The 25,189-nt window shown below is 70.1% G+C and carries 24 protein-coding genes; 13 read left to right on the plus strand and 11 right to left on the minus strand.

Annotated features, from left to right (window positions below; all coding sequences use genetic code 11):
* Window positions 1-42 precede the first annotated feature (42 nt).
* A complete protein-coding gene (gene aspS, locus AC3WRV_RS10565) occupies window positions 43-1,875 on the minus strand; it encodes an aspartate--tRNA ligase (RefSeq protein WP_492313204.1) in 1,833 nt (610 codons plus the stop codon).
* Between the two features lie 361 nt (window positions 1,876-2,236).
* On the opposite strand from aspS, the gene AC3WRV_RS10570 reads away from it, so the two are divergent.
* Complete coding sequence (locus AC3WRV_RS10570; RefSeq protein ID WP_291836278.1) at window positions 2,237-2,920, plus strand: P-loop NTPase family protein; 684 nt, start codon at window positions 2,237-2,239, stop codon at window positions 2,918-2,920.
* Between the two features lie 49 nt (window positions 2,921-2,969).
* On the opposite strand, the gene AC3WRV_RS10575 is transcribed toward AC3WRV_RS10570, so the two are convergent.
* On the minus strand, window positions 2,970-4,253 hold the full coding sequence (locus AC3WRV_RS10575) for a hypothetical protein (RefSeq protein ID WP_492313205.1): 1,284 nt from the start codon (window positions 4,251-4,253) through the stop codon (window positions 2,970-2,972).
* A 192-nt stretch (window positions 4,254-4,445) separates the two neighbouring features.
* Between AC3WRV_RS10575 and AC3WRV_RS10580 the strand changes: the two genes are divergently transcribed.
* Window positions 4,446-4,856 carry an RcnB family protein gene (locus AC3WRV_RS10580; RefSeq protein WP_291836284.1) on the plus strand — a complete coding sequence of 137 codons (411 nt, stop codon included), beginning with the start codon at window positions 4,446-4,448 and terminating at the stop codon, window positions 4,854-4,856.
* Window positions 4,857-4,917: 61 nt separating this feature from the next.
* Here AC3WRV_RS10580 and AC3WRV_RS10585 read toward each other — a convergent pair whose 3' ends face one another.
* On the minus strand, window positions 4,918-5,610 hold the full coding sequence (locus tag AC3WRV_RS10585; protein WP_291836287.1) for a TetR/AcrR family transcriptional regulator: 693 nt from the start codon (window positions 5,608-5,610) through the stop codon (window positions 4,918-4,920).
* The gene (locus AC3WRV_RS10590) at window positions 5,610-7,130 is read right to left on the minus strand and encodes a carboxylesterase/lipase family protein (protein ID WP_492313206.1); all 1,521 of its coding nucleotides are present in this window, start codon (window positions 7,128-7,130) and stop codon (window positions 5,610-5,612) included. The genes AC3WRV_RS10585 and AC3WRV_RS10590 overlap by 1 nt, the downstream gene beginning before the upstream one ends.
* 200 nt (window positions 7,131-7,330) lie before the next feature.
* Between AC3WRV_RS10590 and AC3WRV_RS10595 the strand changes: the two genes are divergently transcribed.
* Window positions 7,331-9,568 (plus strand): TonB-dependent receptor, encoded by a 2,238-nt coding sequence (locus AC3WRV_RS10595; RefSeq protein WP_492313207.1) that lies wholly within the window; start codon window positions 7,331-7,333, stop codon window positions 9,566-9,568.
* 55 nt (window positions 9,569-9,623) lie between these two features.
* On the opposite strand, the gene gatB is transcribed toward AC3WRV_RS10595, so the two are convergent.
* On the minus strand, window positions 9,624-11,126 hold the full coding sequence (gene gatB, locus AC3WRV_RS10600; RefSeq protein WP_492313208.1) for an Asp-tRNA(Asn)/Glu-tRNA(Gln) amidotransferase subunit GatB: 1,503 nt from the start codon (window positions 11,124-11,126) through the stop codon (window positions 9,624-9,626).
* Between the two features lie 131 nt (window positions 11,127-11,257).
* Between gatB and AC3WRV_RS10605 the strand changes: the two genes are divergently transcribed.
* Together AC3WRV_RS10605 and AC3WRV_RS10610 are read left to right on the plus strand one after the other, a co-directional pair.
* Entirely contained in the window at window positions 11,258-12,733 is a 1,476-nt protein-coding gene (locus tag AC3WRV_RS10605; protein ID WP_492313209.1) for a DUF1800 domain-containing protein, read from the plus strand.
* Window positions 12,730-13,893, plus strand: coding sequence for a DUF1501 domain-containing protein (locus tag AC3WRV_RS10610; RefSeq protein WP_492313210.1), 1,164 nt, complete (start codon window positions 12,730-12,732; stop codon window positions 13,891-13,893). The genes AC3WRV_RS10605 and AC3WRV_RS10610 overlap by 4 nt, the downstream gene beginning before the upstream one ends.
* On the opposite strand, the gene AC3WRV_RS10615 is transcribed toward AC3WRV_RS10610, so the two are convergent.
* A complete protein-coding gene (locus AC3WRV_RS10615; RefSeq protein WP_492313211.1) occupies window positions 13,890-14,063 on the minus strand; it encodes a hypothetical protein in 174 nt (57 codons plus the stop codon). The two genes, AC3WRV_RS10610 and AC3WRV_RS10615, sit on opposite strands and share 4 nt — an antisense overlap.
* On the opposite strand from AC3WRV_RS10615, the gene AC3WRV_RS10620 reads away from it, so the two are divergent.
* Together AC3WRV_RS10620 and AC3WRV_RS10625 are read left to right on the plus strand one after the other, a co-directional pair.
* Window positions 14,062-14,799: a LytTR family DNA-binding domain-containing protein gene (locus AC3WRV_RS10620; RefSeq protein ID WP_291840315.1), complete on the plus strand. Its 738-nt coding sequence runs from the start codon at window positions 14,062-14,064 to the stop codon at window positions 14,797-14,799. The genes AC3WRV_RS10615 and AC3WRV_RS10620 overlap by 2 nt on opposite strands.
* 76 nt (window positions 14,800-14,875) lie before the next feature.
* Window positions 14,876-15,628 carry a hypothetical protein gene (locus AC3WRV_RS10625; protein WP_291840306.1) on the plus strand — a complete coding sequence of 251 codons (753 nt, stop codon included), beginning with the start codon at window positions 14,876-14,878 and terminating at the stop codon, window positions 15,626-15,628.
* 4 nt (window positions 15,629-15,632) lie between these two features.
* On the opposite strand, the gene gatA is transcribed toward AC3WRV_RS10625, so the two are convergent.
* From gatA to AC3WRV_RS10650, 5 genes are all read right to left on the minus strand, one after another.
* Window positions 15,633-17,111 (minus strand): Asp-tRNA(Asn)/Glu-tRNA(Gln) amidotransferase subunit GatA, encoded by a 1,479-nt coding sequence (gene gatA / locus AC3WRV_RS10630; protein WP_492313212.1) that lies wholly within the window; start codon window positions 17,109-17,111, stop codon window positions 15,633-15,635.
* A 3-nt stretch (window positions 17,112-17,114) separates the two neighbouring features.
* Window positions 17,115-17,402: an Asp-tRNA(Asn)/Glu-tRNA(Gln) amidotransferase subunit GatC gene (gene gatC, locus AC3WRV_RS10635; RefSeq protein ID WP_492313213.1), complete on the minus strand. Its 288-nt coding sequence runs from the start codon at window positions 17,400-17,402 to the stop codon at window positions 17,115-17,117.
* A gap of 79 nt (window positions 17,403-17,481) precedes the next feature.
* Window positions 17,482-18,315 carry a flagellin gene (locus AC3WRV_RS10640; RefSeq protein ID WP_492313214.1) on the minus strand — a complete coding sequence of 278 codons (834 nt, stop codon included), beginning with the start codon at window positions 18,313-18,315 and terminating at the stop codon, window positions 17,482-17,484.
* Between the two features lie 94 nt (window positions 18,316-18,409).
* Window positions 18,410-19,051, minus strand: coding sequence for a class I SAM-dependent methyltransferase (locus AC3WRV_RS10645; RefSeq protein WP_492313215.1), 642 nt, complete (start codon window positions 19,049-19,051; stop codon window positions 18,410-18,412).
* Window positions 19,048-19,584 carry a hypothetical protein gene (locus AC3WRV_RS10650; protein ID WP_492313216.1) on the minus strand — a complete coding sequence of 179 codons (537 nt, stop codon included), beginning with the start codon at window positions 19,582-19,584 and terminating at the stop codon, window positions 19,048-19,050. The genes AC3WRV_RS10645 and AC3WRV_RS10650 overlap by 4 nt, the downstream gene beginning before the upstream one ends.
* A gap of 74 nt (window positions 19,585-19,658) precedes the next feature.
* On the opposite strand from AC3WRV_RS10650, the gene ruvX reads away from it, so the two are divergent.
* From ruvX to dprA, 6 genes are all read left to right on the plus strand, one after another.
* Window positions 19,659-20,123, plus strand: a complete 465-nt coding sequence (gene ruvX / locus AC3WRV_RS10655) for a Holliday junction resolvase RuvX (RefSeq protein ID WP_492313606.1) — start codon at window positions 19,659-19,661, stop codon at window positions 20,121-20,123.
* Complete coding sequence (locus AC3WRV_RS10660) at window positions 20,123-21,046, plus strand: AEC family transporter (RefSeq protein WP_492313217.1); 924 nt, start codon at window positions 20,123-20,125, stop codon at window positions 21,044-21,046. Before ruvX ends, AC3WRV_RS10660 begins: the two co-directional genes overlap by 1 nt.
* A gap of 23 nt (window positions 21,047-21,069) precedes the next feature.
* Window positions 21,070-22,050 carry an aspartate carbamoyltransferase catalytic subunit gene (locus AC3WRV_RS10665; RefSeq protein ID WP_492313218.1) on the plus strand — a complete coding sequence of 327 codons (981 nt, stop codon included), beginning with the start codon at window positions 21,070-21,072 and terminating at the stop codon, window positions 22,048-22,050.
* Window positions 22,047-23,330, plus strand: coding sequence for a dihydroorotase (gene pyrC, locus AC3WRV_RS10670; RefSeq protein ID WP_492313219.1), 1,284 nt, complete (start codon window positions 22,047-22,049; stop codon window positions 23,328-23,330). Before AC3WRV_RS10665 ends, pyrC begins: the two co-directional genes overlap by 4 nt.
* Window positions 23,331-23,438: 108 nt before the next feature.
* On the plus strand, window positions 23,439-24,077 hold the full coding sequence (plsY, locus tag AC3WRV_RS10675) for a glycerol-3-phosphate 1-O-acyltransferase PlsY (protein WP_492313220.1): 639 nt from the start codon (window positions 23,439-23,441) through the stop codon (window positions 24,075-24,077).
* A complete protein-coding gene (gene dprA, locus AC3WRV_RS10680) occupies window positions 24,074-25,153 on the plus strand; it encodes a DNA-processing protein DprA (protein WP_492313221.1) in 1,080 nt (359 codons plus the stop codon). Before plsY ends, dprA begins: the two co-directional genes overlap by 4 nt.
* The last annotated feature ends 36 nt before the right edge of the window (window positions 25,154-25,189 follow it).

Genomic DNA, 25,189 nt, shown 5'->3' on the forward strand with positions numbered 1-25,189 from the left:
CCCCCGTCTCGGACGAGGGCCTTTTCCTTTATCCCAGGCCCATCAGACCTTGATCGGCACGGCGGTGCGGATGTGCACGTCCTTGAGCTGGCGCTCGCCCGCCTCGGTCGGGGCGTTCATCAGCAGATCCTCGCCCTGCTGGTTCAGCGGGAAGGCGATGACCTCGCGGATGGCGGTCTCGCCGGCCAGCAGCATGACGATGCGGTCGATGCCGGGGGCCAGGCCGCCGTGCGGCGGCGCGCCGTAGCGGAAGGCGTTCAGCATGCCGCCGAACTGCTCCTCGACGACCGAGGCGTCGTAGCCGGCGATGCCGAAGGCCTTGAGCATGATCTCGGCCTTGTGGTTCCGGATCGCGCCCGAGCACAGCTCATAGCCGTTGCAGACGATGTCGTACTGATAGGCCCGGATGGTCAGCGGGTCCTGGGTCTCCAGGGCCTCCAGACCGCCCTGCGGCATCGAGAACGGGTTGTGGCTGAAGTCGACCTTCTTCTCTTCTTCCGACCATTCGAACATCGGGAAGTCGACGATCCAGCAGAATTTGAACTGGGCCTCGTCGATCAGCTTCAGCTCCGCGCCCACGCGGGTGCGGGCCAGGCCGGCGAACTTGGCGAAGACGCCGGGATTGCCGGCGACGAAGAAGGCGGCGTCGCCCTTGCCGAGGCCGAGCGCGGTCATCAGGGCCTCGGTCGGTTCCTGACCCAGGTTCTTGGCGATCGGGCCGCCCCAGGCGTTCTGGTCGTCGGACCAGAAGATGTAGCCGAGGCCCGGCTGGCCCTCGCCCTGGGCCCAGGAGTTCATGCGGTCGCAGAAGGCGCGCGAGCCGCCGGTAGGGGCCGGGATGGCCCAGACGGCGTTCTTTTCGTCGGCGCCGAGGATCTTGTTGAACAGGCCGAAGCCGCCGTCGCGGAAGTGGTCCGAGACGTCCTGCATCTTGATCGGGTTGCGGGTGTCCGGCTTGTCGGTGCCGTACCAGGCGATCGACTGGGCGTAGGTCAGGCGCTGGAAGCCGCCGTGCTCGAACTGCTCGCCGAAGTCGTTGGTGAAGGTATGGGTCCCGTTGATGGGCGAAACCGGCAGGCCTTCCGAGAACTCCTCGAACACGCCGTGCATGACGGGCTCGATGGCGGCGAAGACATCCTCCTGCGTGACGAAGCTCATCTCGACGTCGAGCTGGTAGAATTCCAGCGAGCGGTCGGCGCGCAGGTCCTCGTCGCGGAAGCAGGGCGCGATCTGGAAATAGCGGTCGAAGCCCGAGACCATGAGCAGTTGCTTGAACTGCTGCGGGGCCTGCGGCAGGGCGTAGAACTTGCCCGGATGCAGGCGCGACGGGACCAGGAAGTCGCGGGCCCCTTCGGGCGAGGACGCGGTCAGGATCGGGGTCTGGTACTCGAGGAAACCCTGTCCGACCATGCGCTGGCGGATCGAGGAGATGACCTTGGAGCGCAGGACGATGTTCTTGTGCAGACGCTCGCGGCGCAGGTCGAGGAAGCGGTTGGCGAGGCGGATTTCCTCCGGATACTCCTGATCGCCGAAGACCGGCATCGGCAGTTCGGCGGCTTCCGACAGGACCTCGAGGCCCTGGACGCGGACTTCCACTTCACCGGTCGGCAGCAGGGCGTTGACGGTGCTGGCGTCGCGCATGACGGCCTCACCGTCGATGCGGATGACGCTTTCGGCGCGCAGGCGCTCGACGATCTCGAAGCCCGGCGTCGACGGGTGCAGCACCAACTGGGTGATGCCGTAGTGGTCGCGCAGATCGACGAACAGCAGGCCGCCGAGGTCGCGCTTGCGGTGCACCCAGCCCGACAGGCGGACATTGGCGCCGGCGTCGGTCGAACGGAGGGCGCCGCAGGTGTGGGAGCGGTAGGCGTGCATGGTCGGTTCGTCTTGGATTCGGGCCCGCGAGGGGCGGAATTCGGGAGGCCGGAAGGGCGCATCATCGCCTGCGAAAGTCAAGGCCGACGGCGATTTCGGGCCGCGCCGCGCACCGCGAAACCATGGTGCGAAGCGTGTGAACCGTGCGAACGCGCCGGACCGCGGAAAACACCGTCCGAAGCGTCCGATGCGTCCGGAGGGTTCGCTTCCCGGCCTTGCTGTTCGATCCGCGCCATGAGCCCAGTCTACCGGGCAGACACGTCAGGATCGGACGCAGGCGGTCCACAGGCGGCGGCGTTCCGTCCACGGACGAAGCGTCCGGATGGATGGCGAAGGCGGCGCATCTGCTATGGTGAACGCAATGACCGCCCGCCCCGCCCCGCCCGACCAGATGCGCCTGCCCCTGCAGAGCGACCTGCCCGAGGGGCCCGACGGCTTCGTGGTCTCGGACTGCAATCGCGCGGCGGTCGAGGCGCTGGCGGACTGGCCCAACCTGATCGGCGGCGTCATGGCCATCTGCGGCCCGGCGGGCAGCGGCAAGAGCCGCCTGGGCCAGATCTGGGCCGAACGGGTCGGCGCGGTCGCCTTCCACGGCGGCGAGGCGGCCCTGGTCGATCCGCTGGAGATCGAGGGCCGTCCCGTCCTGCTGGACCGGGCCATGGACGCCGACGACGAGACCCTGTTCCACCTGATCAATCTGGCCCAGGCCCCGGGCGGGGCCATGCTGATGATCTCGCGCCCCGCCCCCTCGGCCTGGGCCGTCACCCTGCCGGACCTGCGGTCGCGGCTGGACGCGGTGATCAGCGTGCCGGTCGAGGCGCCGGACGACGCCGTGCTGGCCGCCATGCTGGAGGCCCGCTTCGCCGAGCGCGGCATCCGCCCGGCCAAGGACGTCATCCCCTATCTGCTGCGCCGCATCGACCGCTCGGCGGCGGCGGCCGAGGCCGTGGTGGAGCGGCTGGACGCCCTGCACCGCCCCGTGACGCGGGCGCTGGCGCGCGAGGCCCTGGAAGGGGCGGATGAGAGCGACGAACCGTTCGAGTAAGGCGATGCGCGAGACGGCGCCCGCCCGAGCCAGGCTTGAAGGCCTGACGTCAGTGCGCCGCAGCGTCTTCCAGGCCGAGCAGGCTGGTTGCACTGAACGTCGGGGCCAGGATGGCGATATCATAGCCCAGCGCCAGATCCCGCCATTCCGGCGGTGCGGACGCCAGACCCTCGGCCCTGAGCGCCCGGAGATCGACCAGCATCCATGATCCCGGCGCGGCGTCAGCCGGCTGGGCGAGGACGACATCCTTGCGCCAGTCCGGCCCCTCGTCGTCGGCCATGTCGAAGGCCTGTATGGCGGCGGGCCGCCCGACGCCGGCATAGCCGGCCGTAGACCCCTTGGCGCCCACCACCATGATATGAAGGGCCGTGACGCCTTCACCCTCGGCGCGCTCGGCCACATAGGCGCCGAGGTCGCGCTGATCGAGCGGATTGAGCGACTTGTAGAAATGCCAGGCGCCGAATTTCAGCAGGACCCTCGCGCCGGGATTTTCGGCGAGGTGGGCGGCGAGCGTGCGCTTCATCAGCCGCGCGCGGCGTCCGTTGGGATCGCCCTGGCGCGCCTGCGACGCCAGATAGATGGCGCGGGTTTCAGTCAGCAGGCCGAACAGATACTGGGCGCGCGCCCCGCCGTCCTGCGCGATCGCGGCGGCGGCCTGATCGAGGTCGCCCTGCGTGACGGTGAGCAAGAAGAGATCGCCGGGCGAGCCTGAGGCGAGCGCGGCGGCGGTCGCTTCCTGATCCTGCGCGGCCAGACCAGTCAGCGCGGTCCGGGCGAGCGGACCCGGGTTGGCGGCCAGCATTTCCTGAAGCAGATGGCCGCTGGAACCGAGGAACTCCTGATCCAGTCCCCAGAGCTCGAAATCCGGACCCGCCGCGGCGGCGCAGTCCCCCGCCGTCCGGACTTCATCACGCCCCCTGTAGAAGGCGATGCCGTCCGGATGGGCGCCCAGGAAGTCGGCCATCCGGGCTTCCCGGTCGTCTGATCGAATGACGGAATCGACAACGCGGGCCGCTTCCGGGCCGGTCTCGATGGCCATGGCGGTCAGGCCGGAGGGCGCCATCATGCGGCAGATCTGGGTCGTGAAGGCCGGGATCTCGCGGGTCATGTGGCTTTCGCCGATCAGGACGTAGCGGCTGGCCGCGACCGCGTCGGACAGAATGCGCGCGCCCGCGCCTGACAGACCGTCCGGATTGACGTCCAGAGGGGCGATGGCCCGGGCGAGGCGCGATGGGAAGAGCGAGGGCGACGCCTCCTCGGCGACCGAGCCGGTCGCAAAGGCGCCGAGGCCGGCCAGAAGGACCGCCGACAGACCCCAATGAATTCTACGCACGCGCCCCTCCGAAAACGACTCAACGAGGTGTCGTCTAGCAAGGCCCGGAGGGAGCGGCCAATGGACTCCGAACCGTCTTAACCCTGACGGCCCCGTTCAGCGGGGGTTCATGGCGGGGGGCCGAAACTTCTCCTCAGTTGGTTCATCCGCTGTCGTCCTTCGGGTCGGCGGCGACCTGCAAGGAGACGCATGATGAAGACGAACAAAGCCCTGATCGCCGGGTTCGCGGCCCTCGCCGTGGTCGCCACCCCCATGGCCGCCGCCGCCCAGTCGTGGCGCGACCATGATCGCCACGACCGCTATGAGCGGCGCTACGACCGTGACGGCCGCTATGACCGGTATGACCGTCATGATCGCCGCGACTATCGCCGCTGGGAGCGTGACCAGCGCCGCTGGGAACGTGATCAGCGTCGCGAGTATCGTCGCTGGGCCCGCGGCCAGGCCATTCCGCGCGAATACCGCAGCCGCTGGTACGTGAACGACTACCGCCGCTACGGCTACGCCCCGCCCCCGCGCGGCTACGGCTACTACCGCACCGACACCGGCGATGTGGTGCTGGCCGCCATCGCCACCGGCGTGATCATCTCGCTGCTGTCGAATTAAGACCGCCGGAATGAAAGAGCCCGCCCGGAGCGATCCGGGCGGGCTTCTTCGTGCGCAAACGTCAGCGGCGGATGGCCTCGAACCCGCCGGTGAAGACCGCCTCCATGGCGTCGCAGATGGCGACCATCTCGGAGGATTTGCACAGGCCGTCGGACAGGACGTCGATCCGGCCCGTCTGGGCCAGCGACAGGGTCAGGGCGCCGGACAGCAGGTGGTAGAACCAGAACAGCTGGCGCTCGGGCGTGTCGGGCGAGACGCGGCGCAGCAGGCCGATGAAGCGGTGGATCACCGGGTCGAAATGCTGGTGCATGGTGTCGCCGCCCCAGACCGGGGTGTTGTTCACCTGGGCCACCAGGGCGGCGTAGTTCAGCCAGGCCGGATCGCCCTCGTTGAGCAGCAGGAACAGGGGCCTGAGGAAGGCGTCCAGGACGCCGCGCACCGTCATGGCGTCGCCGTGCTCGGCCTCGTAGCGGTCCAGGCTTTCCAGCCGCATCTGGTTCACCACCTCGGCGCGACGACCGAAGGTCGAGGTGAACAGCCGGGCCTTGTCCTCGAAATAGTAGTGGACCAGGGCCGTATCGACGCCCGCCTCGGCGGCCACGGCCCGGAGCGTCACGCCGTGCAGGCCGTCGCGGGCGAACAGGCGCTCGGCCGCGTCCAGGATGCGCGTGGTGGTCTCCTCGCGGCGCTGGGCCTTGGGCTTGAGCGGCACCCGGGGTCGGGTGGATTTTGGCCGGGCGGCGGTGTCGGTCATCACCCTCTTGTACCCGAGAACACCGGTCTCAGGCGATCCCGCGCGCGTAGCAGCAGGATCAGCAGCTTGGCCTTGCGCGTATGATGATCCAGGGCCGCCCGCCACCAGCCGCGCCGCACCCGGCCGCCGGGCGTGGCGTCGAACACCATCCAGTCGTCGCCGCGGGGGTCGTAGGCGGGCCAGTCCTCGCCCGGCGAGCCGTCCCGGGCGAAGGCGATCCAGCGGGCGTGCATCCCGGCGCTGACGGCGCGGTCGGCTTCGGTGGCGGCCGGGGCGCCGTCCGGGCGGCGGTCCAGCGTCTCGAAGACATGGAAGATCTCGGCGGCGTGGTTGGCGCGCGGCATGGTCTCGCGCCGAGCTTCTTCAACATAGTCAAAGGCGTAGAGCCAGGCCTTCGACCGTCGCGGACGGCCGGCGATCCAGCGGGCCGGACCGGCGAAGCCGAAGTCCCGGAAGCCCAGGCGGACCAGTTGCTCCTCGTCGCCGTCGGCCTCCGGATAGAGACGGGCCAGGGCGGCGTTCGGCTTGATCATCTGTCCGAACCGCTTCAGGCCGCCGCCGTAGTTGAGCAGCGAGTCCTCGCCGCTGTTGGCGCCGATCATCAGGGGCACGTCGGCGAAATCCCCTCTCGCGAAGGCGCCGATCGGGTCGCGGGTCAGGAGCCGGCCGTCGATCACCGGCCCGAAGGCGGACTCGACCGCGACCAGCCGGTCCGCCGGAACAGCGCGCAGGGCGGCGGCGTCGGGATCGGCCAGGCCCAGCGCCGTCGCGGCGGCCACGCCCTTGGCCTCAGCCGCCTTCAGGGGCGCGGCAGGCAGCCAGCCGCCGCCGGACTGGACGACCGCCTTGTGGAACAGCCCCCTCGCCCGCCGGGCCGTCATCAGGGCCAGGATGTCCAGCCCGCCCGCCGATTCCCCGAACAGGGTGACGTTGGCCGGGTCGCCCCCGAAGGCGGCGATGCTGTCGCGCACCCATTCCAGGGCCGCGATCTGATCCAGCAGGCCCGGCGCGCCGAGCGGCTCGTCCGCCGGAGCTTCGGCGGTCAGGGCGGGATGGGCGAAGAAGCCGAGCTGGCCCAGCCGGTAATTGACCGTGACCAGCACTACTCCGTCCCGGGCGAAGGCCGCGCCGTCGTAGAAGGGCAGCGATCCGGCCCCCATCCGGTTCGAGCCGCCGTGCAGCCAGACCATCACCGGCGCCGGGGTCGTGGCCTCGGCCGGGGCCCAGACATTCAGGGTCAGGCAGTCTTCCGAGGTCGGTTCGGGCGCGCCGCCGATGCTGACAATGTCGGCGACATCGGAGGGCCCGGCCTGGGGCGGGGCGAAGCCGAAGGCCGCGGCGTCACGCTGCCCCTCCCAGCGCGGATGCGGCTGGGGCGGCCGCCAGCGCAGGTCGCCGACCGGCGGCGCGGCATAGGGGATCCCGCGCCAGACATGGGCCGCGCCCTCGCGCCGTCCGCGCAGGGCGCCGGCCTGTGTATGCGCGACGGGACCGGGCGCGCCGGTGTTGATCTGAGCCATCTGTTTCCATCCCGGCGCGATCTGCGTCGCGCTCAAGTCCTCGAATGTGGACGCTCACCTTGGCCCGGTCGAGCGGCTTCGGCAAACATCATTCATGAGAAAATGAAGAATGTTGACAGCGTGGCCGTTCGTGGCTCACCGTCCGGCCCAATCCAGATCAGCGGCGATCAACGCCGGCGCGTGGATGAGGAAACGGACCGATGCGGAAGACAGGACAACTGCGCCTGGCGCTGATGAGCAGCGTCTTTTTGACGGCCCCGCTGTTTGCGGCGCCCGCCCTGGCCCAGGAGGCGCCGGCCGGCGAGGAACAGGCCGCCGACCTGGGCGAGGTGGTGGTCACCGCCCGCCGGCGCGAGGAGTCGCTGAAGGATGTGCCGGTGGCCGTCACCGCCGTCAGCAGCGAGCGGCTGGAACAGACCGGCGCGCTGGACATCACCGCCCTGCAGCAGCAGACGCCGAACGCCACGGTGCAGATCGCGCGCGGCACCAACTCGACCCTGACCACCTTCATCCGCGGCGTCGGCCAGCAGGATCCGCTGTGGGGCTTCGAGCCCGGCGTGGGCCTGTATGTGGACGACGTCTACATCGCCCGGCCGCAGGGCGCTGTGCTGGACATCTTCGACATCCAGCGCCTGGAGGTCCTGCGCGGTCCGCAAGGCACGCTGTACGGCCGCAACACCATCGGCGGCGCGATCAAATACGTGACCAAGCGTCTGAGCCAGGAGCCGGAGCTGACCCTGCGCGGCGCCTACGGCAGCTACAACCAGGTCGACCTGATCGCCTCGGGCTCGACCCCGCTGACCGACACCCTGCGCATCGGCGGGGCCATCGCCCGCTACACCCGCGACGGCTATGGCGAGAACCTGACCACGGGCGCCGAGCACTACAACAAGGACGTCACCGCGAGCCGCGTCAGCCTGGAGTGGACGCCGTCCGAGGACCTGTTCTTCCGCCTGTCGGGCGACATCACCGAGGATGAGTCCAACGCCCGCCACGGCTATCGCATCGTCGCGCCGTCGCCGGACAGCGTCTATGACACCCGCGCCGGCATCGGCGACGACGGCTATGTGCGCACGCGGGGCCTGTCCTTCACCGGCGAATGGGCGGCGAGCGACAGCCTGACCTTCAAGTCCGTGACCGCCTGGCGGGACGGCGACACCAAGGGCGACGGCATCGATTTCGACGGCCTGCCGCAGCCGATCCTCGACATCCCCGGCTACTACGCCGACAGCCAGTTCACCCAGGAATTCCAGCTGCTGTTCCAGGGCGAGCGCTGGCAGGGCGTGGCGGGCATCTTCTACATGGACGCTTCGGCCGAGGGGGCGTTCGACACGGTGATCGGCCTGTATCCCAGCATGGGGCCGGGCCTGCCCGCGGGCCTGACCACCTACACCGGCGGCAAGGTGGACACCGAAAGCTTCGCCGTCTTCGCCGACTTCAGCTACGACCTGACCGACCAGCTGTCGATCTCGCTGGGCGGCCGCTGGACGCGGGACGAGAAGAGCGTCACCCAGCTGCGCCAGAACTACCTGGGCGTCCGCAGCCCGTTCTTCGGCAACGCCGGCGCCATTCCGGCGGGCGCGCCGTCGACCAAATACAGCGCCTCGGACACCTATTCGGAGTTCACGCCGCGGGTCAGCGCCAGCTACAAATTCACCCCCGAGCTGACCGGCTACGTCTCCTTCGGGCGCGGCTTCAAGTCGGGCGGGTTCGACATGCGCGGCGACGCCTCCCTCTATCCGGACACGGTGAAGGGCTATCAGCCGGAGTTGGTCGACACCTATGAGATCGGCCTGAAGGGCTCGCTGCTGGACCGCCGCGTCAACTTCGCCACGGCCCTGTTCAAGTCGGACTACACCGACCAGCAGATCACCTCGCAGTTCTTCATCCCGCCCGCCTCGGTCGTCAGCTTCGTCGACAACGCCGGGTCCAGCGAGATCTGGGGCTGGGAGCTGGAGGCCAGCGCGCGGATCACGGACAGCTTCATCCCGCGCCTGACGCTGGGTTACCTGGATGCGCAGTTCAACGACTTCGTCACCTTCAACCCGCTGACCGGCCTGCGCGAGAACATGGCCGACCAGCGCAAATTCCAGAACACGCCCGACTGGACCGCCTCGGTCGCCCTGCCCTACAGCCTGGACCTGGGCGACAAGGGTTCGGTGATCTTCACGCCGACCGCCTCGTACCGCGGCGCGACCCAGATGTTCGAGACGGCCATTCCGCTGCTCGATCAGGGCTCCTACTGGCTCTATGACGCGACCCTGATGTGGACCGCCCCGGACGGCGGCTACCGCGTCAGCCTGGCCGGCCGGAACCTGGGCGACGAGCGCTATCGCGCGGGCGGCTACAACTTCCCGGGCGCGATCACCGGGGATTCGGTCATCGGCTTCTACGGCGCGCCGCGCACGGTCACGCTGAGCGTCACCGCGTCTTTCTAGGAGCAGGTGGAGACAAGCGATCGGGGCCGCGGCGAACGCGGCCCCGATTTGCGTTTCAGAGGCCCAGCTTGGTCTTGAGGATGTCGTTCACCGCGGCCGGATTGGCCTTGCCGCCGGTGGCCTTCATGACCTGGCCGACGAACCAGCCGAGGGCCTGGGGCTTCTCGGCGACGGCGGCGGCCTTGTCGGGGTTGGCGGCGATGATGTCGTCGACGGCCTTCTCGATGGCGCCGGTGTCGGTGACCTGTTTGAGGCCGTGCTTCTCGACGACCTCAGCCGGACTGCCCTCGCCGTTCCAGACGTGGTCGAAGACTTCCTTGGCGATCTTGGACGAGATCACATTGGTCTCGATCAGCTCGACCAGTTGGGCCACATGGGCGGCCGGCAGGGTGTTCTCGCTGAAGTCCTTGCCGTCGGCGGCCAGACGGGCGGAGACCTCGTTGGTGACCCAGTTGGACACCAGCTTGGCGTCGCGGCCCTTCGCGGCCTGCTCGAAATAGTCGGCCTTGGCCTGATCCGAGATCAGGACCACGGCGTCGTATTGCGACAGGCCGTACTGGCTCATCAGGCGACGGCGCTTCTCGTCCGGGAGTTCCGGCAGGCCGGCCTTGATCTCGTCGATCCAGGCCTGCTCCAGCTCGAGCGGCAGCAGGTCGGGGTCGGGGAAGTAGCGATAGTCCATCGCCTCTTCCTTGGACCGCATGGAACGGGTTTCGCCGGCCGTGGGGTCGTAGAGGCGGGTCTCCTGGTCGATCTTGCCGCCGTCCTCGAGGATCTCGATCTGGCGGCGCGCCTCGTACTGGATGGCTTGGGAGATGAAGCGGAACGAGTTGACGTTCTTGATCTCGCAGCGCGTGCCCAGGTGGCTGAAGTCGCCGGTGGCCTTGAACTTCTCGTACTGGCCGGGGCGGCAGACCGAGACGTTGACGTCGGCGCGCAGGTTGCCCTTCTCCATGTCCCCGTCGCAGGTGCCCAGGTACATCAGGATGGTGCGGATCTTCTTGACGTAGGCGACCGCCTCATCCGGCGAACGGATGTCGGGGCGCGAGACGATCTCCATCAGGGCCGTGCCCGCGCGGTTCAGGTCAACGAAGCTTTCGGTCGGCGACAGGTCGTGGATCAGCTTGCCCGCGTCCTGTTCCAGGTGCAGGCGCTCGATGCCGACGTTGAAGAAGGAGCCGTCCTCGGCCTCGACCTCGACGACGCCTTCGCCGACGATCGGATAGAAGAGCTGGCTGATCTGATAGCCGGTGGGCAGGTCGGGATAGAAGTAGTTCTTGCGGTCGAACTGGCTGCGCAGATTGATCTGCGCCTTCAGGCCGAGGCCCGATTTCACCGCCTGTTCGACGCAGTGTTTGTTCAGCGTCGGCAGCATGCCGGGGAAGCCCGCGTCGACCAGCGACACCTGCTCGTTCGGACCCGCGCCGAAGCCGACGGCGGCGCCCGAGAAGAGCTTGGCCTTCGACGCCACCTGGGCGTGGATTTCCAGCCCCATGACGAGTTCCCACGGGCCGGTGCGGCCCTGGATGGTCTTGGTGTTCGAAACGGTGTCGGTCATGGGGTCCAGATGGCCTACCGGCCCGGCGGGGTCAAGAAATCGGGGGTTGGAAATCGGCTTCCCATCGATGCGGCGACGGATCAGGGTTCGCGGGCCGTTCATTCCCTATCGCGCACCGAACCGAGGCCTTGATGACCCGCACCGGACCGCTGGACGCCGCCGTCGCCCTGACCCGCTTCGGGATGGGCGCGCGACCGGGCGAGATCGCGACGGTCGCGGCGGATCCGAGGGGCTGGCTGGAGGCCCAGGCGCGGCCCGGCGGCGCGCCGATCCCGGCGGGCGCGTTCGAGACCTCCGAACAGCGGCTGGAGGCCTATCAGGATTATCAGGAGGAAGCGGCGCGGGCCCGGCGGATGCGCGAGGCCCCGGCCGCTGCCGGAACCGCCGCGATGGCGGCGGACGTCCCGCCCTCCGCCGCGCAGGAGGCCGCCGACGCCCGCCGCGACAGCCGCCGCAACCTGGTTCAGGACACGGCGCGGGAGTTCCTGGCCCGGGCCCAGCTGGGGGCCGAAACCGAGGCGGGCTTCGCCGAGCGCTGGGCCCTGTTCTGGGCCAACGCCTTCACCGCCTCGGCGAGCAAATTCCAGTCCGCCGTCTTCGTGGGCCAGTACGAGCGCGAGGCCATCCGCCCGCACGTCTTCGGCCGGTTCGAGGATCTGGCGCTGGCGGCCGAGAGCCATCCGGCCATGCTGCTGTATCTGGACCAGGCCCAGTCGGTCGGGCCGAACAGTCCGGCGGGGGAGCGTCGGCAGGCCGGGCTGAACGAGAACCTGGCGCGGGAGATCCTGGAGCTGCACACGGTCGGGGCCGACGGCGGCTACACCCAGGCGGACGTGACCGAGTTCGCCCGCGCCCTGACCGGATGGTCGACGGCGGCGCGGCGGCGGCAGGAGGAAGGCCGGGGCCAGGGCCGCCGCCGCGCGGCGATGCTGGCCGGGGAGCCGGGCGAGAACGGCTTCACCTTCCGCGCCGTGGTGCATGAGCCGGGCGAGCGGACGGTGATGGGCCGCCGCTATCCGGCGGGCGGCGCCGAACAGGGCCGGGCCATCCTGAAGGACCTGTCCAACCGGCCCGAGACGGCCCGGCGGCTGGCGCGGAAGATCGCGGTCCACTTCGTCGCCGACGAGCCGCCGCCCGCGCTGGTCAACGCGCTGGAACGGGCCTGGATCGGGTCCGGCGGCGATCTGGCCGTGGTCGCCAGGGCGCTGATCGCCGCGCCCGAAAGCTGGGCGCCCGAGGCCCGTAAGGTGAAGACGCCCTATGAGTTCGTGATCTCTTCGCACCGCGCCATGGGCACGCGGCCGCAGCGGGTGCAGCCGCTCCAGCAGGCCCTGGTGCAGATGGGGCAGCCGGCCTTCGCCGCCCCCTCCCCCGAAGGCTGGCCGGACACGGCGGAAGACTGGGCCGGGCCGGACGCCCTGGTCAAGCGGCTGAACTGGGCCAAGGCCGCGGGCGACCTGGCCGCCGAGCGCGACGCCGTGGCGATGGCGCAAGGCGCCTTGGGCGAACGGCTGAGCGACCGCAGCCGCCAGTTCATCGCCCGCGCCGAAAGCCGGGCCGAGGCCGTCACCCTGTTCCTGATGTCGCCGGAGTTCCAGCGCCGATGACCGATCTGACGATGAACCGCCGCCTGCTTCTGGGCGGCTCCATGGCCGGGATCGGCCTCGCCTTCGCCGGACAGGCGGGCGCGCAGGCGCGCGGCCCCAGGCCGAAGCTGGTGGTGGTGGTCGCGCGCGGCGCCATGGACGGGCTGTCGGTCACCGTGCCGTACGGCGATCCGAACTACGCGGCCCTGCGCGGCGGGTTGGCGGTGGAGGGCGCGTTGGCGATGCGCGACGGCTTCGGCCTGCATCCGTCCCTGCCCGGCCTGAAGACGATGTACGACGCGGGCCAGCTGCGCTTCGCCCCGGCGGCGGCCATACCGGTACGGGTGCGCTCCCATTTCGACGCCCAGGACGTGCTGGAGAACGGCGGCGAGGGCCTGAGGGAGCAGAACGACGGCTGGCTGAACCGCGCGCTGGCGGCGGCGGGCGGCGGCGGCTTGAAAGGGCTGTCGGTCGGGGCGCAGACGCCGCTGATCCTGAGGGGCGCGGCGGAGACGTCCAGCTGGGCGCCCGGCGGTCAGGTGAAGGGCGAGGACCGGATCGCGGCCCTGCTGCAGGACCTCTACGTCGACGACCCGTTGCTGCAGGGCAATCTGGCGCGCGGGCTGGAGACCGAGGCCATGGCCATGGCGGCGGGGGATGGAAGCACGCTGCGCCGCAACGACGTGAACGGACTGGGACAGGCGGTGGCGCGGCTGATGACCGGCGACAACGGGGCCGATGTGGTCGCCCTGTCCGTCGACGGCTGGGACACCCATGCGCGCCAGAACGGCCAGCTTCAGACGCGGCTGACCGGGCTGGATCAGGTGATCGGCGGCCTGCACGACGGGCTGGGGGAGCAGTGGGCCAATACGGTCGTTGTGGTGGCCACCGAGTTCGGCCGCACGGCGCGGGCCAACGGGACCCAGGGCACCGATCACGGCACGGGCTCGTCCCTGCTGGTGGCGGGAGGGGCGCTGAAGCCCGGCGGCCTGATCGGCGACTGGCCGACCCTGGCCGACAACCGCCTGTTCGAGGGCCGCGACCTGGCGCCGACCATCGACGTGCGGGCGGTGTTCAAGGGCGTGCTGCGCGATCACCTGGGGGTGGACCGCGCCGCGCTGGACAGCCGGGTGTTCCCCGGCAGCGCGGCGGAGGCGCCGACGCTGGACGGGCTGGTCTAGCCTGCCGGGATGATTTTGCCGGCGAGGATGGTAGTCGTGTCGGGCAAGGGCATGTCCGGGACGAGGAAATCGATGAGCGTGGCCAGTGACCGGGGGGACTCACCGGGGACGTCGGGCGAGATCTTCCTTCCGTTTTCCAGGCCGGTGCGGACGGCGCTGGTGATCGTCATGGCCTGGATCGGCGTGGCGGCGGTTCTGGCGCTGCAAGGCTACCTCACCAGCCTTTCCAGCGGGTCGCCCCAGCCGTGGGGAGCCTCGTTCCGCTACAGCCTGGCGATCGCCTCCGTCTGGGCGGTCCTGACCCCGTTCATCCTCGAGGCCGTCCAGAACGCCCGCTGGAGCGGGAGCCTGCGGCGCCGTTTCTCCATCCTGCTGCTGGGGTATGTGGCCGCATGCGTGGCGCATGTCGCCCTGTTCAGCCTGGCGTACTGGCCGCTCTACGGCGTCGGACAGCACGAGACGCTGTGGGGCATGGGGCGGCACATGCTGGTGCGGAACATCGGCCTGAACGCGCTGTTCTACGTCGGCCTTGTCGCGGCCGGATGGCGGCGCAAGCCCACGCCCCCGGCGGCGACGCCGCCCACATTCCTCAAGGTCCGCCGCAAAGGCGTGATCCATTTCCTGCCGCTGGACACGGTGCGGTGGCTTCGCGCCGCGGGAAACTACGCCGAAGCCATGACCGACAAGGGCCCCCTGCTGGTGGACGAGCCGCTGGCCGACCTGGAGAAACGCCTTCCCGCGGACCGGTATGCGCGGGTGCACCGGGCCGCCATCGTCAGGCTGGATCTCATCGGGGAGGTGCGCAGCCGGGGTCACGGCGACGCCGATCTGGTGCTGCGCTCCGGCGACGTCGTCCGGATGAGCCGCCGATACCGCAAGAATCTGGCGTCCGTGTCCGCCGCCTGACCCGCCGGTCCACTCCCGGGTCCCGCTTGTCCCGCCGCCATGGCCGGCGCGGTGGGCGCGGGTGCATTCCGGCGACATGACCAGCCCCCTCCTCCGCCTCATCCTCGCCCTGGCGCTTTGCGTCACAGCCGGCGCCGCTTCCGCGCAGACCCGGGACGGGCTCGCGCCCGACGCCGTGGTCATCCTGGCGCCGCTGCACGGCCTGCACGAACGGGAGCCGAGCTTCTCCTACGACGACCTGCGCACGATCCTGGACGCCGCTGAGCCGGACGTTCTGCTGGTCGAAACCCGGCCTGACGAGTTGTCCGGCCGTACCGAGACGCCCGGCCGTCCCGAATATCCGGCGGTGATCTGGCCATGGCTGGACGGGCGAACCCTCTTGGTCGAGGCGATGGAGCCGGGTGGCGAGGTCTTCGCCGCGATGACCGGGGCGGCCGGCGCGAAATACGCCCGCTTCAATACGGAGCAGCCGACCGCCGCCGCACGGGCGGACGCCCTGCGCCGCTCCATGACCCTGGCGCTGCTGCAGCACTGGCGGCATCCCGCCGACGCGCACGACGCGCTGACGCGCGACCTGATGCAGGCGTCGGTCCTGAGCGAGCGAGCGCTGGGCGGCCCCGGCGACGACGAGGGCCAGGCGGCGTGGGACGGCTATATGATCGCCCGCGCCCGGGAGACGATCGCTCGAAACCCGGGACGCCGCGTCGTCATCCTGGCGAGCTATCGCAACCTGCGCGCCTTCCAGGACGGGCTGGCGGGCGAAAGCCGGCTCACCGACGCCGAGCCGTGGCTGCGGACCCTGCCCTTCCCGAACGCGGAAGGGCGCTAGGCCCTCACCACCACTTGCTCGGACGGGCCGTGAAGCCGGCGGCCTGTTCCAGCACGTCGGCGACCTGGAAGACGGTCGCCTCGTCCAGCGCCTTGCCGATGACCTGAAGGCCCAGCGGCAGGCCGCCGGAATCGACGCCCGCGGGCACCGAGATGCCCGGCAGGCCGGCGAGGTTGGCGGTGACCGTGAAGACGTCGTTCAGGTACATCGTCACCGGGTCGATCTGCTTGTCGCCCAGGGCGAAGGCGGCTGACGGCGTGGACGGCGTCAGGATGGCGTCGACCTGGCCCCAGACGTCGTCGAAGTCCTGGGCGATGCGGCGGCGGACCTTGAGCGCCCGGACATAGTAGGCGTCATAGAAGCCGGCCGAGAGGACGTAGGCCCCGATGGTCAGGCGGCGCTGGACCTCCTTGCCGAAGCCCTCGGCGCGCGAGGTCTCGTAGAGGTCGGTCAACGACTTCGCGTCCGTCGCGCGGTGGCCGAAGCGCATGCCGTCGTAGCGCGCCAGGTTCGAGGAAGCCTCGGCCGGAGCGACGATATAGTAGGTCGGCAGGGCGTATTTGGTGTGCGGCAGGCTGATCTCGACGATCTCGGCGCCGGCGGCCTTCAGCCACTGGACGCCCTGGTCCCACAGAGCCTGGATCTCGGCGGGCATGCCGTCGACGACGTATTCCTTGGGCACGCCGATGCGCAGGCCCTTCACGCCCTTGCCCAGGCTCGCGGTCCAGTCCGGCGTCACGACGTCCAGGCTGGTGGAATCCTTGACGTCGAACGAGCACATCGAACGCAGCAGGATGGCGGCGTCCTCGACCGTCTTGGTGATCGGCCCGGCCTGATCCAGCGACGAGGCGAAGGCGACCATGCCGAAGCGGCTGGCGCGGCCGTAGGTGGGCTTGATGCCGACGGTGCCGGTGAAGGCCGCGGGCTGGCGGATCGAGCCGCCGGTGTCCGACGCCGTGGCGGCCAGGCAGAGGTCGCCGGCGACGGCCGAGGCCGAGCCGCCCGACGAGCCGCCGGGGGTCAGCTCGGCGTTGGAGGTCGAGGACTTCCACGGGTTGACGACCGGACCATAGGCCGAGGTCTCGTTGGACGAGCCCATGGCGAACTCGTCCATGTTCAGCTTGCCCAGCATGACCGCGCCGTCCGCCCACAGGTTGGCGGTGACGGTCGACTCATAGGGGGGCACGAAGCCGCGCAGCATGTTGGAGCCGGCGGTCGTCTGGACGCCGTCGGTGCAGAACAGGTCCTTGATGCCCAGCGGCGCGCCTTCCAGCGCCCCGCCCTCGCCCTTGGCCAGACGGGCGTCGGAGGCCCGGGCCATGTCCAGCGCCTTGTCCGTCGTCTGGACGACATAGGCGTTCAGCTTGGGATTGGCGGCGTCGATGTTGGCGACGAAGGCGCGGGTGATCTCCTCCGACGAGAAGTCGCGGGCCTTGAGGCCGTCGAGGGCGGCCTTGAGGGTCAGTTTGGTCAGGTCGGTCATGGCTTACTCGACCACCTTGGGCACGACGAAGAAGCCGTCGGCGGACTTGGGCGCATTGGACAGGACCGCATCGACCTTGGCGCCGTCGGTGACGACGTCGTCGCGCAGGCGCAGCGGCTGGGCCACGTTCGAGGTCATGGGCTCGACGCCCGCGACGTCGACCTCGTTCAGCTGTTCGATCCACGCCAGGATGCCGTTCAGCTCCTGGGCCAGCGGCTCGAGCCGCTCTTCGGGGGTCTTGATGCGAGCGAGGTGCGCCACCTTGCGCACGGTCGCGACGTCGACGGCCATGCGGCCCTCCAAATGCGAAACCTGAGCCGGCGGGATTAGCGGTCCGGGCCCGGATTCACAAGGATTCCGATGGGCGCAATCAGTTGCGGAAGAGCTGGAGTAGCAATGACGGCGCCTGGCTGGCGATGGACAACGCCTTGATCGCCAGCTGCTGCTGCACCTGCAGGCTTTGCAGGCGGGCGCTTTCCTTGGCCATGTCGGCGTCGACCAGGCGGCCGACGGAGGCGTCGATGGTGTCCTGCATCTTGCGGACGAAGGTCAGGTGGGTGTCGAGCTTCCTGGAGCCCGTGCCGAGATTGCCCAGCGCCTGGCCGACCTTGTCGATGGCGGCGGCGATGTTGGGCAGATCGACCGCGTTGTTCAGGCTCATCAGATCGGCGGGCAGGCCTGACAGGATCGCGCCGGAGGTCAACAGGTCGATGGCGTCGACGTCGATACTGGTCCCGCCGCGCGTGTCGGCCAGCGCCTTCACGCCCCGGGCGGAGGCGGCCGGGCCGACGAGGTTCAGACCGCTGAAGCCGGCGTTGCCGACGACGATGTCGATCTGGCTGCGCAGCGCCTTGTAGTCCTCGTTCAGCGCCTGCCGGTTGGCCGTGGTCAGGGACGTGTCGGACGCCGCCGTCATCTTCTCGCGCATCTGGGACAGCAGGTCCGAGACGGTCTCGCCCGCGGCCAGGCCCACATCGACGGCGGACTGCCCGCGCTGCAGCGAGGCGATGACGGCGTTGTAGGCTTTGGACTCCGCGCGCTGTCCCTGTGCGATGGCCCAGATGGCGCCGTCGTCCTTGGGGCTGGAGATCTTCAGGCCGGTGGAAATGCGGTTCTGGGTCGTCAGCAGCTCGCGGTTGATCACCGCGAGGTTCTGCAGGGCGATCATGGCGCCCACGTTCGTATTGACGCTGAACAGCGACATCGACGTACGTCCAGTTTTCCGGAGCGGACGCGGGGCGCGGCCGCGGGACGTTTTGTCCCGCGCTTACCTTGGCCGATGAGGCGTTAGCCGGAGCTTAACCGTCGCCGATCGGGCGGGCATCCTCCGTTCGGCGCGCGATCACCGTGATCCACTGCCCTTCCCGGCCCTCGAACACCCAGCGGCGGTCGATCAACAGCCCATGACGCGACAGGAGCGCCGCCATGGCCGCCTCGGCCCACTGGACCACCTGATAGACGCCTTCCGGCGCCTCCGAGAGCCGCTCGCCGTCACCGGCCTGAAACGACATCAGGAGCGTTCCGCCCGGATGGAGCGCCGCCGCGATCCGGGCGACCACGCCCTCGACCAGGTCTCGCCCGATGTGCTGGATGACGTAGAGCGCGACGATCCCGTCCCATGGCCCGCCAAGGTCGCCTGTGATCAGGTCCAGAGACTCGACGACGCGCCCGCGATCGCGCTGGAAGGCGATAAAGCCGTCCGACAGATCGGTGCGCCGGACCTGCACGCCCATGGCCTCGAGCCGGTCGGCGTCCCAGCCGGGGCCGGACGCGACCTCAAGCACCCGACCGCCCGGCCCGACCCCGGCGACCAGACGCTCCAGGGCCTCGACATGCTCCGATGTCGGCGCGTGATCCGTTTCCGCCGCATAGCTCTCGGCGGAGGCGTCATAGCCCGCCACCGTCGCGCGGTTGCGCGCCAGATCGTCGGACCCGCTCACCGGGCCGGCGTGACGGTGATGGTCGCGGGCGGCGCCTCGTCCGCGCCCGGCGTCCAGGCGACGATCAGACGACGCTCGCGACGGCCGATCTGGCCGGTCGCCTCGTCCATGACGCTCTCCGAGCTCTGCAGATCGACGCGTCCCGGGGCCTCGGACAGGACGCGGTAGTCGAGGAAGTCGCCGATACGGAACACGGCCCAGCCCTCGGACGACGGCCGGAAGAAGGCGATGTCGGTGTAGAGGCCGTTCATGGCCGGGTCGCCGCCGGCCGTGCCGAACAGCTTGACCGTCGGCCCGCCCTGCTTCGTCAGCGTATCCAGCTGCACGACCGAGGCGGCCCACTGGATGTTCATGTCGGTCGAGGGCTGGACCGTGGCGGCCGGGCCGGCGGCGACCAGCGGCGTGACCGCAGCCTGCTCGGCGGCGGCTGGCGGGGCCTCGACGGTCGGGACGACGTCCTTGCGGCTCTCCGTACCGGAATCGCAGGCTGCGAGAACGACGAGGGCGGATACGAACAGGAGCGGATGCTTCATCGGATGCTTCCCCATATCAGCGATAGGTCTGTTTGCACTTTGACACAGCCGACCGCCAGTCCTACCGCGACGGTGTGACAGTCCTGACCCTTGAAGAACTGGCCGAACAGACCCCCCCGGGCACGCCGTGGCTGGGACTGGATCTGGGCGAGAAGACCATCGGCGTGGCCGCGTCCGACGCCACCCGGATCATCGCCAGCCCGCTGCAGCTGATCCGCAAGACCAAATTCACAGACGACGCGAACGCCGTGCTGAAGCTGATGGATGGACGCCGGGCCTCGGGACTGGTGATCGGCCTGCCGCTGAACATGGACGGCAGTGAGGGGCCGCGCGCCCAGTCCTGCCGCGCCTTCGCCCGCAATCTGCAACGCATCCGCGCGGTGCCCTGCGCCTTCCAGGACGAGCGGCTGTCGACCAGCGCCGTCGAGCGCTTCCTGATCGAGGAACTGGACCTGAACCGCAAGCGCCGGGCCAATGTGGTGGACCGCACCGCCGCCGCCTGGATCCTGCAGGGCGCGCTGGACCGGCTGCGTCCCTGATGGCGGCGCTGCTGGCCGGGGTCCTGCCCGTCTTCGTGCTGATCGCCATCGGCTACGGCCTGCGCAAGTCCGACTTCCTGCCCGACGCGGCCTGGCGGCCGATCGAGAAGCTGTCGATCCACATCCTGTACCCGGGCTTCCTGATCCCGGCGATCTGGAACGCCGACATCTCGGGCGGCGGCGCCGGCGCGGCGGGGGCGGCCTCAGTCACCTCGGTGCTGATCATCGCGACCCTGACGCTGGCCCTCAAGCCGCTGATGAAGATCGACGGCCCGGCCTACACCAGCGTCTTCCAGGGCGCGATCCGGTGGAACAGCTTTGTCTTCCTGCCGGTCATCCTGTCGGTCTACGGCCCCGACGGACTGGCGCTGGCGGCGGTGGTGATCGCGGCCATGATTCCGGTGACAAACATCCTGTGCGTGATCGTGCTGGTGAAATGGGGCGCCGACCAGCGGTCGATGTCGCCGTGGGCGCTGACGAAGGCGATCCTGTCCAACCCCATCCTGCTGGCCTGCCTGATCGGGCTGGCGCTGAACCTGGGCGGCGTGCCGCGCCTGCCGGGGATTTCCGACACCCTGGAACTGCTGGGCGGGGCGGCCCTGCCGCTGGGCCTGATCGTGGCGGGCGCGGGCCTGAGCTTCGCCGAGGTGGCGCGCCGCAGGCTGACCATCGGGGCGGTGTCGTTCGTGAAGCTGGTAATCACCCCGCCGCTGATGTGGGGCCTGTGCGTCCTGTACGGCGGCGACGAGACGGCGCAGGGCATCGCCCTGCTGTGCGGCGCGGCGCCCGGCGCCGCCGCCAGCTACATCCTGGCGCGGCAGATGGGCGGCGACGCCCCGCTGATGGCCGGGATCGTGGCGTTGACCACAGTCGGCAGCGCACTGAGCATTCCGATCCTGCTGGCGCTGTTCCATTTGGCGTAGCGACCGCCTATAGGCGGGCCTCGATGACCCAGCCTGATGTCACCGACCTGATTCACGAACGGCTGGCGCCGTTTCCCCGCGACCATTTCCTGTCCGCAGGCGATCTGAACGCCGCGACCGTCCCGCCCCTGCTGGACCTGGCCGACGCCTTCGTCGACTTCAACCGGCAGAGCGCGAAGTCCCTGGACATCATGCGCGGCCGGACGGTGATGAACCTGTTCTTCGAGAGCTCGACCCGGACCAGCGCTTCGTTCGAGATCGCGGCCAAGCGGCTGGGCGCCGATGTGACGGCGCTGTCGCCCCGGACGTCCTCCGTCACCAAGGGCGAGACCCTGATCGACACGGCGGCGACGCTGAACGCCATGAAGCCCGACGTGCTGGTGGTGCGCCACGGGGCCTCGGGCGCGGCGGCCCTGCTGTCGCAGAAGGTCGGCTGCGCGGTGGTGAACGCCGGCGACGGACGCCATGAGCACCCGACCCAGGCTCTGCTGGACCTGCTGAGCCTGCGCCGGGCGTTCGGCGACGTGGGCGGACTGACGATCGCCATCTGCGGCGACATCGCCCACAGCCGGGTGGCGCGCTCCAATGTCGCCCTGCTGTCGATGATGGGCGCACGCGTGCGGCTGATCGGGCCGCCGACCCTGGTGCCCGGCGACGCCGACCGCTGGGGTTGCGAGGTCTTCCACGACATGAAGGACGGCCTGCAAGGCGTTGATGTCGTGATGATGCTGCGTCTTCAGCTGGAGCGGATGGAAGGTGCGCTGGTGCCCTCGACCCGCGAGTATTTCCGCTTCTGGGGCCTGGACCGCGAAAAGCTGTCCTGGGCCCGGCCCGGTGCGAAGGTGATGCACCCGGGACCGATGAACCGGGGCGTGGAGATCGATTCCGAAGTGGCCGACGACCTGACCGTGTCGCTGATCCAGGACCAGGTGGAGATGGGGGTCGCCGCGCGCATGGCCGTGCTGGCCGCCCTGTCCGCGCGCCGCGAAGGAGCCGCCCAATGAGCGCCCTCGCCATCCTGAACGCCCGCCTGCTGGATCCGGCCACGGACTATGACGGCCCCGGCGCGGTCCTGATCGTCGACGGGGTCATCACCGAGGTGATCCACGGCGCCCATGCCCAGGCGCCGGACGGGGTCGAGGCGATCGACGCGGGCGGCCTGTGCCTGGCGCCCGGCCTGATCGACATCCGGGTCAAGACCGGCGAGCCGGGAGCCGAGCCGAAGGAGACGCTGAAGTCCGCCAGCCTGTCGGCGGCGGCGGGCGGCGTCACCACCATCGTCGTGCAGCCCGACACCGACCCGGCCATCGACGACCCGGCGATGATCGACCACATCCAGCGGCGCGGCGCGGCGCTGAACCTGGTCAACGTCCGCGCGGCGGGCGCGGCGACCAAGGGGCGCGACGGCCAGCGCATGGCCGAGATCGGCCTGATGGACGAGGCCGGGGCCCTGTATTTCACCGACGGCGACCATGTGATCGCCAACACCCGCACCCTGCAGCGGGTGATGAGCTACGCCGCCGCCTTCAACGCCCTGATCGCCTGCCGTCCGGCCGACCCGTGGCTGAGCGAAGGCGCGGTGGCAACCAGCGGCGAGTTGGCGACGCGGCTGGGCCTGTCCTCCGTTCCGGCCATCGCCGAACGCATCCAGCTGGAGCGCGATCTGGCGCTGGTGGAGCAGACCGGGGCCCGGTTCCTGGTGGACCAGATCTCGACCGAGGGCGCGCTGGAGACCCTGGCGCGGGCGCGGAGCAAGGGGCTGGAGGTCGCCGCTTCGGTGTCGATCAACCACCTGTGCTTCAACGAGATCGACATCGGCGACTACCGCACCTTCTACCGGCTGGATCCGCCGCTGCGTCCCGAAAGCGACCGGCAGGCGCTGATCGAGGCGGTGCGCGAGGGCCTGATCGACGCCATCACCTCCGCCCACGCCCCGGCCCCGGCCGAGGACAAGCGCCGTCCGTTCGCCGAGGCGGCGCCGGGCGCGATCGGGCTGGAGACCCTGCTGCCCGCCGCCCTGACCCTGCATCACGAGGACGGCCTGGACCTGCTGGACGTGCTGCGGCCGCTGACCTCGGGCCCCGCGGGCCTGCTGGGGCTGGACGCGGGCGTGCTGAAGGCGGGGGCGCCGGCTGATCTGGTGCTGTTCGATCCGGGGGCGCCCGTGGTCATCGACGCCGAGGCGCTGAAGTCCAAATCCAAGAACTCGCCGTTCGACGGACGCCGGCTACAGGGCAAGGTGATCGGAACCTTCGTCGGCGGGCGCCGCGTTTATCAGGCCTGATCCGGACAGGCCGACGCGCCATCACGGAGTGGCGCCGAATCAGCGGAAACTGTGGCTTCAAGACGCGTGAAGTCATGATACACACGCATTGGCTGTATGGGGGTTGAAGTGCAGGATCTGGTCGGACCCGCAATCGGGACGCTCGCCCTTGTGGCGGTCGGCGGCTACCTGCTGGGCTCCATTCCGTTCGGCGTGATCCTGACCCGCGCGGCGGGCGCCGGCGACGTGCGCCAGATCGGATCGGGCAATATCGGCGCGACCAATGTGCTGCGCACCGGCCGCAAGGACCTGGCCCTGGCCACCCTGCTGCTCGACGCGGGCAAGGGCGCGGCCGCCCTGCTGATCGCCCGCCACCTGTTCGGCAGCGAGATCGCCGGCGCCGTCGCGGGCGGCGCGGCCTTCCTGGGCCACCTGTTCCCGGTCTGGCTGGGCTTCAAGGGCGGCAAGGGGGTGGCCACCTTCTTCGGCCTGCTGCTGGCCGCCGCCTGGCCGCTGGGCCTGCTGGCCGGAGCGACCTGGATCCTGAGCGCCGCGATCTTCCGCATTTCGTCCTTGGCGGCGCTGGTCGCCTCGGCGGCGGCGCCCGTCTACGCTCTTCTGCCCCTGGCGGCGTTCGGCCTGCCCGCGCCCGGCACGATCCTGCTGCTGGCGGCCTTCACCGCCGTGCTGATCTGGATCCGCCACGCCGAGAACATCGGCCGGCTGCTCAAGGGGGCCGAACCCCGGATCGGCGCGAAGAAGGCGTGAGCCTGCCGCAGGCCGAGCGTTTCGCCCGCCTGCGGCTCGCCCGCACCGAACGCATCGGCCCCGTGACCTTCCGGCAGTTGCTGGACCGCTTCAAGACCGCCGAGCGCGCCGTCGAGGCCCTGCCCGACCTGATCCGCAAGAGCGGCGCGGGGCACGCCCTGCCCCCGACCGACAGTATCGAGGCCGAACTGGCCGCCGGGGATCGGATCGGGGCGCGGCTGATCGTGCTGGGCGACGCCGGCTATCCGGAGATGCTGGCCGCGGTCGATCCGCCGCCGCCGGTGCTGTGGACCCTCGGCGACGCCGCCCTGATGGCCCGGCCCTGCATCGCCGTGGTCGGGGCGCGGATCGCCTCGGCGGGCGGGCAGCGGATCGCGCGCGGACTGGCGCAGCAGTTGGGACAGGCCGGGCATGTGGTGGTGTCGGGACTGGCGCGCGGCATTGACGGCGCGGCCCACGCCGGAGCCCTGTCGACCGGCACGGTGGCCGTGCTGGGCGGCGGCGTGGACGACGTCTACCCGCCCGACAACGCCGGCCTCTACGCCCAGATCGTCGAACAGGGCTGCATCGTCTCCGAAAGCCCTGTCGGCCACCGGGCCCAGGCGAAGGACTTCCCGCGCCGAAACCGCATCATCTCGGGCCTGTCGCGCGGAGTCATCGTGGTGGAGGCGGAGATCAAGTCCGGCTCCCTGATCACCGCCCGCCTGGCCAATGAGCAGGGCCGCGACGTCTTCGCCGTGCCGGGATCGCCGCTGGACCCGCGCTCCAAGGGGCCGAACGAGCTGCTGCGGCAGGGGGCCATACTGTGCGAGGGGCTGGAGGATGTGGAGCGGGAGTTCGGGCGGCTCAGGGCCGTGCGCGAACCGGCGCCCGACAATCCGTTCGACGGCGCGCCGGACCAGGTGGACAACGCCCTGATCGAGCGGGTGGCCGCCCTGCTCTCGCCCACCCCGACGCCGCGCGACGAACTGGCGCGAGCGGCCGGGGCGCCGATCGGAGCGGTCGCGGCGGCGCTGCTGGAGCTCAGCCTGGCGGGGCGGGCGACGCTTCTTTCCGGCGGAATGGCGTCGCTCTGACACCATAGATTCCCTGGCCGATTGACAGCGAGGCTT

Source organism: Brevundimonas sp. EU05-FHT14B11, assembly GCF_058790835.1.

What these genes read in the sequence shown, in the direction of transcription:
- aspS (WP_492313204.1), bottom strand. Translation starts at nt 1,875, where the DNA reads ATGCACGCCTACCGCTCCCACACCTGCGGCGCCCTCCGTTCGACCGAC.
- AC3WRV_RS10570 (WP_291836278.1), top strand. Translation starts at nt 2,237, where the DNA reads ATGACCGCCCGCCCCGCCCCGCCCGACCAGATGCGCCTGCCCCTGCAG.
- AC3WRV_RS10580 (WP_291836284.1), top strand. Translation starts at nt 4,446, where the DNA reads ATGAAGACGAACAAAGCCCTGATCGCCGGGTTCGCGGCCCTCGCCGTG.
- AC3WRV_RS10585 (WP_291836287.1), bottom strand. Translation starts at nt 5,610, where the DNA reads ATGACCGACACCGCCGCCCGGCCAAAATCCACCCGACCCCGGGTGCCG.
- AC3WRV_RS10590 (WP_492313206.1), bottom strand. Translation starts at nt 7,130, where the DNA reads ATGGCTCAGATCAACACCGGCGCGCCCGGTCCCGTCGCGCATACACAG.
- AC3WRV_RS10595 (WP_492313207.1), top strand. Translation starts at nt 7,331, where the DNA reads ATGCGGAAGACAGGACAACTGCGCCTGGCGCTGATGAGCAGCGTCTTT.
- gatB (WP_492313208.1), bottom strand. Translation starts at nt 11,126, where the DNA reads ATGACCGACACCGTTTCGAACACCAAGACCATCCAGGGCCGCACCGGC.
- AC3WRV_RS10605 (WP_492313209.1), top strand. Translation starts at nt 11,258, where the DNA reads ATGACCCGCACCGGACCGCTGGACGCCGCCGTCGCCCTGACCCGCTTC.
- AC3WRV_RS10610 (WP_492313210.1), top strand. Translation starts at nt 12,730, where the DNA reads ATGACCGATCTGACGATGAACCGCCGCCTGCTTCTGGGCGGCTCCATG.
- AC3WRV_RS10620 (WP_291840315.1), top strand. Translation starts at nt 14,062, where the DNA reads ATGGCCTGGATCGGCGTGGCGGCGGTTCTGGCGCTGCAAGGCTACCTC.
- AC3WRV_RS10615 (WP_492313211.1), bottom strand. Translation starts at nt 14,063, where the DNA reads ATGACGATCACCAGCGCCGTCCGCACCGGCCTGGAAAACGGAAGGAAG.
- AC3WRV_RS10625 (WP_291840306.1), top strand. Translation starts at nt 14,876, where the DNA reads ATGACCAGCCCCCTCCTCCGCCTCATCCTCGCCCTGGCGCTTTGCGTC.
- gatA (WP_492313212.1), bottom strand. Translation starts at nt 17,111, where the DNA reads ATGACCGACCTGACCAAACTGACCCTCAAGGCCGCCCTCGACGGCCTC.
- gatC (WP_492313213.1), bottom strand. Translation starts at nt 17,402, where the DNA reads ATGGCCGTCGACGTCGCGACCGTGCGCAAGGTGGCGCACCTCGCTCGC.
- AC3WRV_RS10640 (WP_492313214.1), bottom strand. Translation starts at nt 18,315, where the DNA reads ATGTCGCTGTTCAGCGTCAATACGAACGTGGGCGCCATGATCGCCCTG.
- AC3WRV_RS10650 (WP_492313216.1), bottom strand. Translation starts at nt 19,584, where the DNA reads ATGAAGCATCCGCTCCTGTTCGTATCCGCCCTCGTCGTTCTCGCAGCC.
- AC3WRV_RS10660 (WP_492313217.1), top strand. Translation starts at nt 20,123, where the DNA reads ATGGCGGCGCTGCTGGCCGGGGTCCTGCCCGTCTTCGTGCTGATCGCC.
- AC3WRV_RS10665 (WP_492313218.1), top strand. Translation starts at nt 21,070, where the DNA reads ATGACCCAGCCTGATGTCACCGACCTGATTCACGAACGGCTGGCGCCG.
- pyrC (WP_492313219.1), top strand. Translation starts at nt 22,047, where the DNA reads ATGAGCGCCCTCGCCATCCTGAACGCCCGCCTGCTGGATCCGGCCACG.